15 protein-coding genes are annotated in these 15,171 nt (G+C 69.8%); 4 read left to right on the top strand and 11 right to left on the bottom strand.

Annotated elements, in window-relative coordinates; genetic code table 11:
- Window positions 1–140: 140 nt before the first annotated feature.
- From traB to GWK25_RS39960, 6 genes are read right to left on the bottom strand one after another with little or no spacing between them, the layout of a single operon-like run.
- A complete protein-coding gene (traB, locus tag GWK25_RS39990; protein ID WP_215456386.1) occupies window positions 141–2,228 on the bottom strand; it encodes a plasmid transfer protein TraB in 2,088 nt (695 codons plus the stop codon).
- A gap of 13 nt (window positions 2,229–2,241) precedes the next feature.
- The gene (traA, locus tag GWK25_RS39985; protein WP_215456385.1) at window positions 2,242–2,784 is read right to left on the bottom strand and encodes a plasmid transfer protein TraA; all 543 of its coding nucleotides are present in this window, start codon (window positions 2,782–2,784) and stop codon (window positions 2,242–2,244) included.
- Window positions 2,785–2,803: 19 nt separating this feature from the next.
- Entirely contained in the window at window positions 2,804–3,304 is a 501-nt protein-coding gene (locus GWK25_RS39980) for a hypothetical protein (protein ID WP_215456384.1), read from the bottom strand.
- 28 nt (window positions 3,305–3,332) lie between these two features.
- A complete protein-coding gene (locus tag GWK25_RS39975) occupies window positions 3,333–3,716 on the bottom strand; it encodes an RRQRL motif-containing zinc-binding protein (RefSeq protein ID WP_215456383.1) in 384 nt (127 codons plus the stop codon).
- A 13-nt stretch (window positions 3,717–3,729) separates the two neighbouring features.
- Window positions 3,730–4,947 carry a DUF2637 domain-containing protein gene (locus GWK25_RS39970; protein WP_374200676.1) on the bottom strand — a complete coding sequence of 406 codons (1,218 nt, stop codon included), beginning with the start codon at window positions 4,945–4,947 and terminating at the stop codon, window positions 3,730–3,732.
- Window positions 4,944–5,207, bottom strand: a complete 264-nt coding sequence (locus GWK25_RS39960) for a DUF6284 family protein (protein ID WP_215456381.1) — start codon at window positions 5,205–5,207, stop codon at window positions 4,944–4,946. Before GWK25_RS39960 ends, GWK25_RS39970 begins: the two co-directional genes overlap by 4 nt.
- Window positions 5,208–5,954: 747 nt before the next feature.
- Here GWK25_RS39960 and GWK25_RS39955 point away from each other — a divergent pair.
- Entirely contained in the window at window positions 5,955–6,758 is an 804-nt protein-coding gene (locus GWK25_RS39955) for a GntR family transcriptional regulator (RefSeq protein WP_374200675.1), read from the top strand.
- Window positions 6,755–7,408, top strand: a complete 654-nt coding sequence (locus tag GWK25_RS39950) for a YdcF family protein (RefSeq protein WP_215456379.1) — start codon at window positions 6,755–6,757, stop codon at window positions 7,406–7,408. The genes GWK25_RS39955 and GWK25_RS39950 overlap by 4 nt, the downstream gene beginning before the upstream one ends.
- 51 nt (window positions 7,409–7,459) lie before the next feature.
- Here GWK25_RS39950 and GWK25_RS39945 read toward each other — a convergent pair whose 3' ends face one another.
- Entirely contained in the window at window positions 7,460–7,978 is a 519-nt protein-coding gene (locus GWK25_RS39945) for a hypothetical protein (RefSeq protein WP_215456378.1), read from the bottom strand.
- Window positions 7,979–8,053: 75 nt separating this feature from the next.
- On the bottom strand, window positions 8,054–8,992 hold the full coding sequence (locus GWK25_RS39940) for a hypothetical protein (protein WP_215456377.1): 939 nt from the start codon (window positions 8,990–8,992) through the stop codon (window positions 8,054–8,056).
- Window positions 8,993–9,583: 591 nt separating this feature from the next.
- Between GWK25_RS39940 and GWK25_RS39935 the strand changes: the two genes are divergently transcribed.
- Window positions 9,584–10,558 (top strand): GNAT family N-acetyltransferase, encoded by a 975-nt coding sequence (locus GWK25_RS39935; protein ID WP_215456376.1) that lies wholly within the window; start codon window positions 9,584–9,586, stop codon window positions 10,556–10,558.
- Window positions 10,559–10,596: 38 nt separating this feature from the next.
- Here the strand turns inward: GWK25_RS39935 and GWK25_RS39930 are convergent, their stop codons facing one another.
- The gene (locus GWK25_RS39930) at window positions 10,597–11,475 is read right to left on the bottom strand and encodes an aminoglycoside phosphotransferase family protein (RefSeq protein ID WP_215456375.1); all 879 of its coding nucleotides are present in this window, start codon (window positions 11,473–11,475) and stop codon (window positions 10,597–10,599) included.
- A gap of 117 nt (window positions 11,476–11,592) precedes the next feature.
- On the opposite strand from GWK25_RS39930, the gene GWK25_RS39925 reads away from it, so the two are divergent.
- Window positions 11,593–13,014, top strand: coding sequence for an FAD-binding oxidoreductase (locus GWK25_RS39925; protein ID WP_215456374.1), 1,422 nt, complete (start codon window positions 11,593–11,595; stop codon window positions 13,012–13,014).
- Between the two features lie 148 nt (window positions 13,015–13,162).
- Here the strand turns inward: GWK25_RS39925 and GWK25_RS39920 are convergent, their stop codons facing one another.
- Window positions 13,163–13,753 carry a zinc-binding dehydrogenase gene (locus tag GWK25_RS39920; protein WP_215456373.1) on the bottom strand — a complete coding sequence of 197 codons (591 nt, stop codon included), beginning with the start codon at window positions 13,751–13,753 and terminating at the stop codon, window positions 13,163–13,165.
- A 76-nt stretch (window positions 13,754–13,829) separates the two neighbouring features.
- Complete coding sequence (locus GWK25_RS39915; protein WP_215456372.1) at window positions 13,830–15,122, bottom strand: FAD-dependent oxidoreductase; 1,293 nt, start codon at window positions 15,120–15,122, stop codon at window positions 13,830–13,832.
- Between the last annotated feature and the right edge of the window lie 49 nt (window positions 15,123–15,171).

Genomic DNA, 15,171 nt, shown 5'->3' with positions numbered 1-15,171 from the left:
CGCGTCGCGGGGTGTGACGCGGGCCCTGGGTGGGTGTGACGGGCAGGTGTGATGCGGTGTGACGGGCCGCTGTGATGGCGCGTCACACCCGTGTTCGCCTAGGGGTTTGGGTGTGACGGGCCCGTCACGTGTGACGGGTGTCAGGCGGCCGTGAGGGCGGGGACGATCCGCCACCGGCCGGTGGTGTTCGTCGCCTGCAACCGGCCCTCCAGCGCGGCGGCCTTGAGCCGCTTGGACACCCAGGAACGGGAGAGGTTGTTGCGGTCGCACCAGTCGGTGAAGTCCTTCGGACCGACGACCATGCGGCCCTCGCTCTCGAACTCCTCCAGCGCCTGCGCGAACAGCCGCTGCGCTTCCTCACCCTTGGGCTTGCGGCCCGTCTCCTGCCCGAAGATCGGGGCGTCGTCGCCGTCCTCGGACTCGGGGAGTTCGGCTTCGGGGTCGATGTCGGCGTCCTCGGGGTCGACCAGCGGCCCGTATCCGGTCTCGTCCACGTCGTCGTCCTCCACGGCGGCCCGTCGGTCGGCTGATGCGGTGTCGTCGTCGGGGCGGCCGGTGTAGGCCCGCCCGGCGACACCGGACGCGGCCCCCGCGGTAATCGGGTCGGCGGTGGCGCCGTTGCGCTGCGCCCACGCGGCGAGGACTTCCATGCCGGAGACCGAGCGGTGGGTGAACGCCCGTGTCCGGCCCGGCGAGGGGTAGCGCGTCTCGTCGATGCCGGGGGAGACGACGTAGCAGTAACCGGGCCGCCGGTTGCCCCACGCACCCGGATGCGCGCCCGCGTCGATGACCGCCTCGGGCAGGCTGAACCCCTCGTCACGCGGGTCACAGCCGAGCGCGACCACCGACGGCAGCGACGCCCGCGTGCTGGTGGACATCTGGTCGTACGACGGCCGCTGAAGAGAGACGATCAGCGAGACGCCGGCGGACCGGGCCTCCTGAGCGATCCCGGTGAACGCGTCGTCTCCCATGTCCCGCAGGGTGCTGGCCGCCTCCTCCATCCACGCGACCAGGAACGGCATCCCCTCACACCCGCAAGCCCGGCCGTCCGCGCGGCAGGAGTGCGCGGGGTCGGTCTGCGTCTCGAACGACTCCGGCTCCCACTGCCGGTAGCCGTGCTCACCCAGCCACCGCGTACGCGCGGGGATGACGGCCTTGACCGCTTCGACCATGACCTCGGTGGGTGTTCCGCCCTCCGCTGCCCAGTCGATACCGGGCAGCAGGGGGCGGAAGTCCTGGAACATCTTCGGATCGCTGAGCCACAGCAGCACATCACGGCGGGACAGGATCTCCGTCTGAAGGTTCAGCGCCGCATCGCCCTTGCCGGAACCGGTGCCGCCGGCCACGAGGACGTGGGTGGAATTCCGCTTTGCCTTCGGGTCACCCGGCAGCCACAGCAGCAGCGGGGAGCCGTCGTCGTAGCGGCCGATCACCAGCGGATCGGCGATCGAGCAGCCCAGGTTCGAGGGGCCCTCCCATTCCACGAACTCCGCGAGCATGTCCTCGGGGACGATGACGAGTTCGCCGCGTCGGGCGGAGTCGGGGTTGGGGGTGTAGCGCAGCGCGGAGACCGGGAGATCCAGTGCGGACGCGAGCCGGGACAGGGCCTTGGAGACGTCCTCGTTGGTCTGCTCGCCGGGCTCCAGCGCGATGGGGGCGGTGACCCGGTTCGGCTCGACCGTGACGTTCCCGATCTGCGCCCGCGCCAGCCCCACCTTCTCCAACAGCCCCTTGTCACCGCTCTGCGCGGTGGGGTCGTCGTTGCGGCGAAGGATCATGCGGATGTTCCACGACAGGGCCAGCACCGGCCCGCCGATCAAGTACATGTCGTCCAGCGGGCCGGCGGTCGGCCCGGCCAGGCACGCGGCCGTCAGCCACGCCGACCCGGCGGCCACGGTGACGGCGGAGTGCAGGCGTCGTTGCTGAGTGGTGCTCTTGCCCATCCACCACGTCGCCCCGGTCAGCAGCACAGAGGCGAGGGTCAGACCGACCCCGGCCCCCGCGCTCTGCTCCCACTGGAGGCTGCCGAGCCCGCCGGCGATGCCGATACCGGCGGTGGCCACCCACGGGGGCAGGTGCGGCATCGCCCGGTGCAGCAGGTAGGTACCCACGCCCCCGCCGCCGCGGTGGGATTCGCCGGGCAGGAGACCGGGGCCGCTGTAGTCGGCGATGAGACCGTTGCCGGAAAAGTCGGTGTGCCGCACGCGGCTGTTGCTGTTCCTTGCCATGGGTCAACCTCCTCTACTGCTGGGCCCAGTTCATGGGCGGTTGCTGCGGCTTGCGGGCGCGGTGACGCACGCGGTTGATCTCCTCCTCGTACTCCTGCTGGAACGCCGAGTAGCAGGCGGCGGCGTTCTTCGCCGCGTCCCGAAGGTCGTCGGCGGCCCGGTTCAGCTTCCGGGCCACCTTCGCCGCCCGAACACGCGAGCCGAACGCACGCCCTTCCGGGTCCGGGACGGCGGCGAGCACGCCTTTGAGGATCTCGGCGCCCATGGCCACCTCGATCGAGAGCGTCACGGCCGCCGCGCGCAGGGTGTTGCAGTAGTGCCGCACCTGCGCCGGGGAGGTGAATTCCGGGGAGGGCAGCAGCGCTTCGGCGTGCGGACGCCGGCCGTTCGCAGCGGCGCCACGCTGGTTGTTCACGGTGACGTTGATCGGCGGGACGAGCGAGCCGCCAAGCGCGCCGACGAATCCGCCGGCGGCGGCGCCGGCGTTGGCGAACTTGCCGGTCTTGGGGTCGTTCACGGGCCCGCGCGGACGCCGGCCGTTGGTGTTCTGCGCCATCAGACGATCTCTCCTCGGGTCAGCGGGACGGGCGGACGAAGAACCAGGCGGTCTGAACCGTGATCCAGAGCAGCAGCCACAGCAGCGGCAGCGACCCGGCGAGCGGGCCGAACCCGGCGGCCAGCGCCAGCCAAACGGCCGCGAGCGTGGCGAGCACGGTCAGGCCGATACGCCAGCCCAGCGTGGCGCCGCGCGCCGGGCGGCGGCGCTGCATGACCAGCACCCACAGCGTCGGAGCGAGCGCGGCGGGGGCGAGGACGAGACCGGACCACCAGGCGGTCAGGTGCAGCAGCGCGGTCACGACGAATGCCAGCACGGCGAACCCGGTCGGGGTGAGACCGACGCGGAAGCGCCACAGCATCCGGCCGACGAAGCCGAGCGCTTCGCGGGTCAGGGAGGGGCGTTCGGGCACGACGATCACGAACGGCTGAGCGGAGCGCCGCCCGCGCTGACGCGGGAGGCGGACGGTGTGGGCACCGGCGCCGGTCTTCACGGCGGGGGTACGGGTACGGCTGGACACAGCGGAAACTCCCAGGTCGAAGAGTCTTTCAGGCGGCGCGCTGTTCGTCGTCGGGGAAGGCACAGGGAACGCACATGCCGAGCGAGGCGGGGATGACGTAGCCGGCATCCCGGCGGCACTGCGGGCAGGTGCGGCGGGCCGTGTTGGCCTTGCCGAGCGCCGCCCACTTCGCCGGCGTCATCGGCCGCACGGGCTTGGCGGCGTCGATGCGGTAGAGGTAGGCGACCAGCGGGCCGCGCCGGTAGCGCGGGCGCAGCACCTGCACCGTGACCGGCTGGCCACCGGGCCGTAAGCCCTGGGCCCGCAGTTGGCGGCGGGTGGCGTAGCCGTCGGGGGCGCACTTCCACGGGTAGGTGGGGATGCCGTGGCGGGCGCCGGTCGGGTCGAAGCACTTGGTGAAGCCGAGCGACATGACCGCGTCCCCCTCAGCCGGCGATCGCGGTGGGGAAGTCGGCGAGGTACGGCTCACGCGCCTTGACCCGCCCCCGCGCGGTGCGGGCGGTCGACTCCGACGCTCCGAGTCCGAGCGCGCTCATGGCCTGGGTCATGCGGGCGGTGTTCGGGTGGGTGAAGTCGGTCCCGTACAGGGCCCGCACCACCTGATCGACCCGGTTGGGGTAGATCACCGGCATGCACAGGTCGACGGCCGTCGACCGCGTGTCGACGCCAACCGGGTCGTCCGCGACGGGCGTCGACGCGGCCTCGACGGCCACCGGCAGAGCGGGCGACTCCGCCCACGCGTCCGGCTCCGGGAGTTCCCGCGCGGCGGGGTCGGCCGGCGGCCGGTCGACGGTGACGTTGACGGGCGTCGAAGGAGCGTTGACGCCGGGCGGTGGGGTGGTGACGGCCGTCGACGCCTTGCGGGCGAGGTAGGCGTGCACCTGCCGCATCAGGGCGCCGAACGCGAGCAGCGCGGCCACCGGCGGGACGGCGGCGACGACGTAGTCGAGGGCGTTGGCGTTCTCGCCGACCCCGGCCACGTTCAACGCGATCGAGGCACCGTCCCCTGCGGTGACCAGGCCGATCGCCCACCAGTCGACCTTGTGGGCGAGCGAGGCACGCAGGATCAGCAGTTCGCCGATCACGATGAACAGATCCACCGTCGCCGGCCACGCCCACGAGCGGGCGACGGCGTCGGCCATGCCGTGCGCGGCGGCCACCTCCTGCAGATGCTCGTAGGAGAGCCAGAACGCCACCGCCGTCAGCACCACCGTGAGAACGGCCGCGAGCGCGGTGATCGCGCGGTCCACGGCGGCGGCCGTCGACGCGGATTCGACGCCCGTCAACGCGGCGTCGACGCGAGCCGCCGCACTCATGCCGCACCCGCTTCCACGAGAACGGGGGCGTTGACGTCGCCGTAGCCGACGAGTTCCAGTTCGGCGCCCGTAGGTGGCGACGGCGTGCAGAACGCGGGTCCGTCCGTTGCTCTGCACGTGGTACCTGACGTCCTCGGGCGCGATGCCCAACGCCTCGCGCCACGCCTCGAAGTCGGGCAGACCGGAGTGGAAGGACAGTTCCAACCGGTCGGGGAAGATGGGCGAGACGCTCGCGTGCGGGGCCGGCAGGTACCCGAAGTCCGCCACCACCAGGCGCAGCGCGCGCAGCGGCACGACCAGGTCGTCCAGGGCCAGGGTCTCGCTCACGCGGCCACCGCCGTTCCGGCCACGGCCTTGTTGGTCAGGTCGCGGCGGACGGCGAGCACCTTGCGCCGGGCCCGCCGCAGACGGCGACCGTCCAGCGCGGTGACCGGCTGGTCCAGCAAGCTGATCTGCACGTCCAGCAACTCGACTTCCGCCACGATCAGCGGCATCTCAGCCTCGATCGCGTCCAGCTCGGCGGCCGTCGGGCCACCATCGAACTCGTCGCGGGTAACAGACGCCTGAACAGCACCGATGTGCTTCATGGGTCGTGGTTCCTCTCACAGGGTTGAACGGCCCGAACAGCGGCCCCGGTGTTCCAGCACCGGGGCCGCGCGCCGTTCGAAGTCGGAACATCCGGCTCCCCGCACCCCCGCCCGTACGACCAGCACGCCAAGCGCGGTCGGACGGGCGGGAGAGGCAGCCGGCCACGGCGCTCGAAGCGCCGTGAACCAGAGCGGACCGAACTACCGCGTGGCGCCGTCGGCCGGTCCGTACCGGCGGCGCTGGATATGTCGTCGGTTCACACCGACCTCCCGCAGAACGCAGGGACACGGCTTTCGCCGGTATGCCGCTTGCGACGGCGGACCGGCCCCGAGCCGGGGGAATCGGGTGCGTCATCGTCACTGCTCTGACGCCAGCAGGGCGGCGCGTAGCAGGTGGCGCCCCCAGGGCTGACCTCCCGTTAGGAAGGGATGATCCCGAGGAACGTTCTCCAGAGCTGACACGCGGGGAAGTGGCCGCTGGCGAACGTCACCCGGTCGCCACGGGGACGGGGACTCACACCCCGTCGATCTAGACACCCTGTTGAGTTCTCAACGAACGACCAGCTCAGGGCCCCACCTGCACGAGCGATCCCGAACCGACAAGCCATGGAGACAGCCCAAAGAAGACCCCTCCGACTCGCTGTCCTAGGACTGCGAGCGACCTGAGAAGAGAATGCATTGCAGTCCTAGGACTGTCAACAGTCCTAGGACTGTGTGCTTCACTGGATGTGTCGAGAGGAGTTCTGCGTGGCACCCAAAGCACCGAAGTGGCGGGAACTGGCCGACCGCTTCGGCGAGCAGATTAGGAACGGCGACTACGAGCCTGGCCAGCAACTTCCGCAGATCCGGGAGCTAGTGGAAGCGGGCGAGGGGGCAAAGGAGACTGTTCACAGGGCTTACAAGACGCTCGAAGCCGAGGGCTTGGTGACCATGACTCGCGGCCACGGCACCGTTGTACGCCCGAAGTCCCCACTCAAACGGCTCGGCATCGCCCGGTACGACAAGGCGAAGTGGCGGGACGGCGACGAAGTCGCGTTCATCGCTGACCGCGTGGCGTCCGGCCGCGCATACAGCCGGAACGAGCAGACCCAGAGCGTGAGCCGGGTGAAAGCGCCGGCGGCCGTGGCCGAAGCTCACGGGCTCCCCGAGGGTGCGGACGTGTACGCGCGCGCCCGGCTCGTGAAGGAGGGCGCCCAGCCCACCCACACCTTGACCAGCTACTACCGCCCCGAGCACGTGGAAGGTACGCGCATCGTCGACCCGACCCCGGGCCCGGCTGGCCGTGGCGGCGGCTTTCGTGTCCTCTATGACGCCGGGTACGAGATCGACCACATGCGCGAGGAACTGTTCGCGCGCGTGCCCACTACCGAAGAGGCTCAGCTACTCCAGCTCTCGCCGGGTGAGTGGGTGGTCGAACTGCATCGCACCACGTACACAGCGGACGGGACGGTCGTAGAGTTCGCCGTCGGAGTCCACGCGGCGTCGCGCTTCGCGTGGTCGTATGACTTCAAGGTCCCCGACTCTGCAGCAACGGAGGGCGTGAGCAAGTGATCTCGGCTCAAGCGTGGGCGGACGCTCAGCGGCTCTGGGACTTCCAGCAGATGGGTCATGAGCCGCGCCCATGCTCGGTGGCCGTCGGACTTGGCAGCCATGACCTCGGGGTGGCCGACGCCACCGCAGATCTCTTCCACCGGGGCATGGCGCCGGTCATCCTCTTCACCGGAGCGACCAGCCGGACTACCCGCGACCGGATGCCCCGTGGCGAAGCCGAGCACTATCGGGACCGGGCAGTGGAGCTGGGGGTTCCCGCGAGCGTCATCCTCGTCGAGCCGAACGCCAGGAACACGGGCGAGAACATCCGCTTCTCGCGGGCTTTGCTCGAAGAACAGCACGTTCCCGTGTCCTCAGCGCTACTCGTCAGCAAGCCTTACGAGGAACGGCGGGCGTACGCGACGGCCCGGAAGCTATGGCCTGACGTCGAATGGGTCAGCGCGTCTACCCCCATGACCCTCCCCGAATACGTGGACTCGATCGGGGACGCGGGACTCGTTATTGACATGCTTGTGGGGGCCCAGCAGCGGTTGATGGTCTACCCGCGCCAGGGTTTTATGATCGAGCAAGAAATTCCCGGTGACGTCGTGGTCGCCTACGAGCGCTTGCGGGGTGACGGTTTTACTAGCCGCCTGGTTTCGGTAGCGTGACTGACCCTGCCGGTCGGCGCATGAGGAAAAGGCCGACCGGCATCGTCAGAGTCATTGCGGAGGAATATTTCTTGTCGGGTTCGCTACTCGAATCGCGGGCGACCTTTGAGGTTCAGTTACATCAGCATCCGCCATATCGATCAGCATGCTAAATAGCCAGACAAGCCTCAGTGATCTAAGGCAGCCAAGGATGAGAAGGGTTTCGACTAGCCAGCCGATTGCACCCACGTTCTTTGCGTTGTCTCGCATCAATGCAAGCAAAGATCCTCCGGAAACTGCAAGCATTGAAATCAGGATGCCAGACCAATTCTTGCGCAGTCTTACTCCGAAGCGGCGACGTAGTTCTAGCATCCTTCGGCCATTGGCTGTTGCGTACTGACTGATGGCCGCCGTGCCAAAACCGCCGATAAGTGCAGACACCGAGGCTGATGTCATATAAATATCGCCACGGCGGTCGTCAGGGATGTTCTCAAATATCGAGGATGAAATGGAGAAGTGCGTCCAAGTTAAGTGAACAGAAATGGCGAGAATGGCGAGCCACCAGTCGATGGCTGGTCGCTCACTCCACACGCTCCCTAGGCGGCTCCGAACAGTCCCTGGTCGCAGCATCGTCTACCCCCCACTGTCGATAGGTGCACGATAGCCCTACCCACTGACAGCGGCTCTGAGGTCGCTTCTGTGCTCTTGTGCCGCTTCCATGATGGCTTGCACCGCCGCTGCATGGCGTGGTCGCGACTCCTCGTCCCGGAACTCCACGCGCTTTTTGGCTGTCACGTGGTGTTTGAGGAAATCAAGGGCTTCTTCCTTGAAATGGCCGTCCTCGGTAGGGGATGTCACCAATGCGCGAGCACGGTCAATGCCGCTAGGGCCGACAAGGTAGCCGAGACCAGAAACAATGCGCACCGCATCATCCTGTAGCCTTCTCTGCCCGCGCGCTCTTGAGGTTGGGCCGCTACCTCGTTTAGGGACCTCGACCTTAATGGTTATGCGATTGTCTGCATATCGTTCTCCTGACTCTCTGCTGAAACCGAAGAGTGAGACTCCCTCCTGAGGCATGAAAGCAGGATTCGGGCGGAAAGTGAACTCTACGTTATGAACGGCTGATGCGTTCTGTAGCTTTTCCCAGACGCCCTTGGAGATGACGGGCCACAGTGCGACATCTTCTGTAATCATCCCGCACGCGTTCATCCAGCGCTGGATCGCGGATGACCTAGGTGCCGCCTGATTTCCATGCATGATTCCGATGATGTTGGCGTAGTCGAGAAAGCAGACAGTGGTGGTGTCAATGAAGCCACGGTTTCCTTCGAGGCGAAGCTCTTCGATATGTCCGTGGTCTAAGTCTACGGTCTGCATGTTCCCGGCACCGATTCGTCCAACGATCAGGTGCATTTGATTGGAGTACGCGACGGATTCGCCAATATATGTGTCGCCATCGGGTGAAGTGAATGTCCTGAGGGCGGGCTGCCTGTGCATCAATCCGTCCAGGGCGTCCTGCCAGTCCACCGGATCCATTCGGGGATTGTGATCATCTTTGCCTCTGACCACTTCAAAGAACGAGACGGTGCGAATGCGGCTCTGCGTCACGATGTCCCCCGGCTCCAGCGAAGATCCAGCACCGGCATGGTACGCCGGATGTGGTGCGTCTGACGGAGTGTCTGCAATAGCCAATGCTGATGCGTGCCCACGGCGTAAGCCCTCAGGTGGGTCATGTCCCGCTACCGGTGGCACGTACCTCTCTCCCCAAAGGCTGGGAAGCAACGCTCGTACTCGTGTGGCCATCCTGCGGGCAGCCCTGAGATCCGTTTGAAAGCCGTCGTGGCGACGACGCCACGGCGGGCCCAGTTCCATCTGTGGTCTCAGCGGTGGTCTCAGTTGCCGCCCGATCCGGCATCGTCCACTGCCGTCCGGCGGGGTCCGTGCACCCGCGCTGACCAGTCCCTGAACCCGTTTCCCGGACGCCCACGGATACCCCCGGACCAAGATCGGACAACTTGTAATGCGTAGGTCGTCGGTTCGAATCCGACAGGGGGCTCTGATCATGCCCCAGGCCGGTTGCTGTCCGGCCTGGGGTTTTGCGTTGAGTGGGGGTGGTGGCGGAAGGGCGGGGGGATCCGTCGCTCGCCCGGGGTGCGTGGCCGTGGTGCGATGGGAGTGGGGGCGGAAAGGAGAGCGATCATGCCCTCAGCGCAGCGCACTCATGGCGTCGCCTCGGTGTCGGTCCGGCCGCTGGTCGAGTCGGATCTGGATCGGGCCGACGAGATCTTCCGGGTCGCCTTCGGGACCTTTCTCGGGGTCCCCGAGCCGGCGACGTTCTTCGGGTCCGCCGACTATGTCCGCACCCGCTGGGCGGCGGACCCGCACGCGGCCTTCGCGGCGACCGTCGAGGGCGAGGTCGTCGGATCGAACTTCGCCGCCGACTGGGGCAGCGTCGGGTACTTCGGCCCGCTGACCGTACGTCCGGAGCTGTGGGACCAGGGCATCGGCAGACGTCTGATGGAACCGGTCATGGCCCGCTTCGACAGCTGGGAGAACCGTCACCTCGGCCTGTTCACCTTCTCGCACAGTCCCAAGCACCTGGAGCTCTACCGCCGGTACGGCTTCTGGCCCCGATTCCTCACCGCCATCATGAAGAAGCAGGTCACCGTCAGTGCCGCGGTGCCCGGCCGCGCGCTGTACGGCGACTTGACCGCCGCCGAGCGGCAAGACGCGCTGAGCCTCGGCCGCGCACTGACGGGGGCCGTGTACGAGGGCCTGGACCTGGAGCGCGAGATCATGGCCACACAGGCGCAGGGGCTCGGTGACACCGTCCTGCTCCAGGGCGCCGGCTCCGACCTCGACGGTCTGGCCGTCTGCCACTGCGGAGCGGGGTCGGAGGCCGGTGAGGACGTGTGCTTCGTCAAGTTCGGCGCCGTACGCCCGGGGCCGGACGGAGCGGAGCGATTCGAGCGGCTGCTGGACGCGTGCGAGCAACTGGCCGTCGAGAGGGGCCTGGGGCAGTTGGACGCCGGGATGAATCTGGCCCGCGAGGACGCCTATCGGCGCATGGTCGACCGCGGGTTCCGTACCTGGCTGCAAGGCGTGACCATGCACAGGCCCAACGAACCCGGCTACAGCCGGCCGGACGCCTACGTGATCGACGACTGGCGCTGAGTCCGGCCGAGTCCACCGCCCCGCTCGGCGAGGGCGGGTCAGCGGAGCCGTCGGCCCAGTTCCAGGTCGTCGGGGTCGAGGGTGCGGTTCTCCTCGATCTCCCAGAGCGCGTTCTGGAGGAGGCGGGCGAGGGTCCAGGACCTCGCCCGTTCGCGGTCCAGGGCCAGGATTTCCGTCATCGCGTCGAAGCGCCAGTGGACGTCGGCCGGGTCGAAGCGGTTGTTGAGGGCCGGCCAGAGGTCGAAGCCGGGGTCGCCCGCCAGGGGCTTGGGGTCGATGGCCAGCCAGGGGGCGCGGTCGGCGGCCAGGACGTTGTCGAAGTGCAGGTCCCAGTGGAGGAGGCGGTCGCCGGGTTCGGTCATGACCTCGCGGAGCGCCGCCGCGCAGTCCGCGATCAGGCGGCGGTCGGTGGGGTCCGGGATGCGGGCCAGGACCGCGGGGGTGCGCTCCAGCATGTCCGTGGCGATGTCGCCTAGGCGGCGTACGGCCGGTGGGGCCGAAGTGGCGGTCAGGTGGGCCAGGAGGTGGGCGATGACCTCGACGGCCTGGTGGGTGTCCGGCTCGTGGGAGAGCATGCGGGCCGGGTCGAGGCGTTCGAGCAGCATGGTGCCCGTGTCGGGATCGTGGTCCAGGAGCCGTACGGCCCCGTCGCCGTTCCAGACGCGCAGGGCGATCGGTTCGCCCTCGCTCTCGGCGTCGAGGATCTGGAGCTTGAGCACCGCCGGGGTGGCGTCGGCCGTGCGGACCACCGGCAGGATCAGCGCGCACATGCCGTGCATAGGGCTGCCGTCGAGGCGCAGGCCCCAGCGGTCCAGGAACTCGGCGGTCAGGTGCGGGAGGTTCGCGATGAATCTGCGGCCCGCTTCTCCGTTGATCTCTTCCTGAGTCTCGGCCAGTTCCTCCGGAACATCGATCATGCGGCCGACCCTACGCGCGCCCCGGCCACGAGTCCTTTGGATTTCCGGCCCGAAAGCGCCCGTACACCACGGAATCCGTAGAAGACAGGGCCCGCCGGCAGGGGTTAGCGTCCGGCCATGAGCAGCTCGCAGAGCACCCCGGACGCGACCGCCGGCACCGTCAACGGCGGGATCTCCTTCTGGTACGCGCAGGCCGGACTCCCCGTGCCGAGGGAGCCGTTGGCCGGGGACGCGGCGGTCGATGTGGTGATCGTCGGGGGTGGATACACAGGGCTGTGGACGGCCTACTACCTGAAGAAGGCCGACCCTTCGCTGCGGATCACCGTCCTGGAGCAGAAATTCTGCGGGTACGGGGCCTCGGGGCGCAACGGCGGCTGGCTCTACAACGGGATCGCCGGGCGTGACCGTTACGCGCGCCTGCACGGGCGGGACGCCGCCGTGCGGTTGCAGCGGGCCATGAACGAGACCGTCGAGGAGGTCGTACGGGTCGCGGCGGAGGAGGGCGTCGAGGCGGACGTCCACCAGGGGGGCGTGCTCGAAGTCGCCTGTACGCCCGCGCAGTTGGCGCGGCTGAAGGCCTTCCACGAGCATGAGCTGGCGTACGGGGAGGACGACCGCGAGCTGTACGGCGCCCGGGAGACGGCCGAGCGGATCAGGGTCGCCGACGCAGTGGGGTCGACCTGGACGCCGCACGGGGCGCGGTTGAACCCGGTGAAGCTGGTGACCGGGCTGGCGGCTGTCGTGGAGACGATGGGGGTCGTCGTGCACGAGCTGACGCCGGTCACCGAGATCCGTGCGGGGCACGCGGTCACGCCGTACGGCACGGTCCGGGCGCCCTATGTGCTGCGCTGCACGGAGGGGTTCACGGCGAACCTCAAAGGACAGAAGCGGACCTGGCTGCCGATGAACTCCTCGATGATCGCCACCGAGCCGCTGACGGCCGGGCAGTGGGCGGAGATCGGCTGGGCGGGCCGCGAGACGCTCGGCGACATGGCGCACGCCTATATGTACGCCCAGCGCACGGCCGACGACCGGATCGCGCTCGGCGGGCGCGGGGTGCCGTACCGGTTCGGGTCGCGGACCGACAACGACGGGCGGACGCAGCCGGCGACGATCGAGGCGCTGTACGAGATCCTCGTCCGGTTCTTCCCCTCGCTGACCGGCGTCGAGGTCGACCACGCCTGGTCCGGTGTGCTGGGGGTGCCCCGCGACTGGTGTGCCACGGTCACCCTCGACCGGGCGACGGGGCTCGGCTGGGCCGGCGGTTACGTCGGCTCCGGTGTGGCCACCACCAACCTCGCCGCCCGGACGCTCCGCGACCTGGTCCGGCGGGACTCGGGGCAGGGCGGCGCCACCGGGCTGACCTCGCTGCCCTGGGTGAACCACCGGGTGCGCAAGTGGGAGCCGGAGCCGTTCCGTTGGCTGGGCGTGCAGGGAATGTACGCGACCTACCGCGCCGCCGACCGCCGCGAAGCCGTGTCGAACAGCGGGGAGTCGTCCCGGTTGGCGCGGTGGGCGGACCGGGTGGCGGGGCGGTAGGGCGCGTACCTCCCCGCTCGCGACCGTTGCGTCGAGGATCATCCTCGGCTGCGCGAGCGCGATGACGGCGAGGGCCCACCAGCGGCGGGGGTCGGGGGCGTCCCGGTGCTCGTGACCTCGGTGGTCCTGGGGCGCTTGGTGGAGGCGGTCACGGCTCCAGCACGACCTTGCCGGTGGTGCCCCGGTTCTCCAGGGCGCGGTGGGCGGTGGCGGCCTCGGCGAGCGGGAAGCGGTGGACGGCCGGGGTGAGGCGGCCGGCGGCGGCCTCGGCGAGGGCGCGGAGTTCGAGGGTGCGCAGGGGGTCGGGGCCGTCGGCCCGGCTGAGCATCTCCTGGCCGAGGACCGTCCGCGAGACGCCCTCCACGACGTAGGGGCCGCCGTCCTTGATCCCGTCCGCCGACCAGCCGAAGATCAGGTGCCTGCCGCCGGGGGCGAGCAGGGCGACGGACTCGCGCGCCGTCGTCCCGCCGACCCCGTCGAAGACGATCGTGGCCTTCCCCCGGTACGCCGCGACCTTCTCCGGCCAGGCCGGATCGGTGTAGTCGACGGCGAGGTCGGCGCCGTCGGCCGCCACCCGGGCCGTCTTCGCGGGGCCGCCGGCGAGGCCGACGACCGTGGCGCCCGCGTTCTTGGCGTACTGCACGAGGCGGACCTGGCCGGGTCCGGGCTCGGGGTCCGCGACCTTCTCGTACGTCAGGTTCTCGGCCGGGCCGAAGGCGTGCAGACGGATGGCGTGCATGGAGGGCCCCCTTGGGCGATGTCGTTCTCGCGCGGCGCGGCGCCTGGTATCGCTCGATGGACCCCAGCCTCGGACCTCAAGCATGCTTGAGGTCAAGGGTGTTCCTCGACCGCCTGCCGAGCGCCAGCGAGACGGCCGCGAGGGCGCTGTTGAACGACACCTCCGAGAGCACCCCCGGCGCCGCGACCTGGTCGCCCGCGAGGTACACGCCGTCGCCCCGGTCCACGGCCGGGCGGTCGCGCCAGGTGCTGCCGACCGGATCGACGGCGCCCGTACGGCCGTTGGCGGTCGCCTCGCGCCGCCAGGTGACGCGGTCCCGCCAGCCGGGGAAGCCCAGGTCGAGCAGGTGCTCGGCGCGGGCGACGCCGTCCGCCCGGGACTCCTGCGGACCGATCGGGAACTGTCCCTGGAGCAACTGCTCGCCGGCCGGGGCCAGCGTGCGGTCCTGGGCCGTGAACCGTTCGATCCAGCCGGGCGCGTCCAGGTCGGAGACCGCGAACGGGTCGCCGCGGCGGGTGCGCAGGGCGAGATCGAGCAGTGCCGTACGGCCGCTCGGCCAGGTCAGCGAGTCGTCCCCGAGCAGTCGGCGGGCGGCGTCGAGGGAAGTGGCGACGATGATCGGGCCGGTCCCGGTCCCGGTCCCGGCTCCTGCCCCGGTCCCGGTCCCGGCTCCTGCCCCGGTGCCGGTGCCGGTGAGGGCGTCGAGGGAGTCGACGCGGCTGCGGGTCTCCATCCGGACGCCGAGGTTCCAGGCGCGGGCCGCCATCCGGTCGATCACGCTCGCCCAGCCGCCGCGCGGGTAGTGCGCCTCCGGGGGCAGCTTCGTCGCCCGGCGCAGCCGTTCCTGCACGAACGCGGCGGACAGGGAGCCCGGGTCGTGGTGGAACAGCGCCACCGCCGAGTAGTTGGCCGCGGCGCGTGCGGCCTCCTCACCGGCCTGTTCGGTCGCCCAGGTGAGGAAGTCGACATCCACGGGCGCGTTCCCGCCCGTACGGCCACGGCGCGGGCGGAGCAGCTTGAGCATCGCGAACGGCGGGGTGCGGCGCAGCGCGCCCCGGTGGTGCAGGCGCAGCCGGGCGGCCTCCAGGGGAGGGAGGGGCGCGAGCGGGCCGATCAGGCCCCGCTGGGCGAGCCAGGTCCAGTGCGGGCCGCCGTTGTACAGGGCGTGCGGTCCCTCGTTCGTCCGGTACGGGCCCTCCGCGGTGCGGGCCCGGCCGCCGAGGGTGTGGTGCGTCTCGTACAGGGTGACCCGCGCGCCCGCCTCGGCGGCGGTGATCGCCGCGGTGAGGCCGGCGAAGCCGCCGCCGATGACGGTGAGGGGGGTCGGGGTGTGGGTGGGGGTGTGGACGGGGGGTCGGGTGGCGTGCATGGCTGGCTCCCTCGGGTCGGTGTGCGGTCGCGCGGTCGCGCGGCTGGCC

This window comes from Streptomyces sp. ATCC 21386 (genome assembly GCF_018728545.1).
Taxonomy (GTDB): domain Bacteria; phylum Actinomycetota; class Actinomycetes; order Streptomycetales; family Streptomycetaceae; genus Streptomyces.
This window is presented reverse-complemented; position numbering and strand designations above follow the sequence as displayed.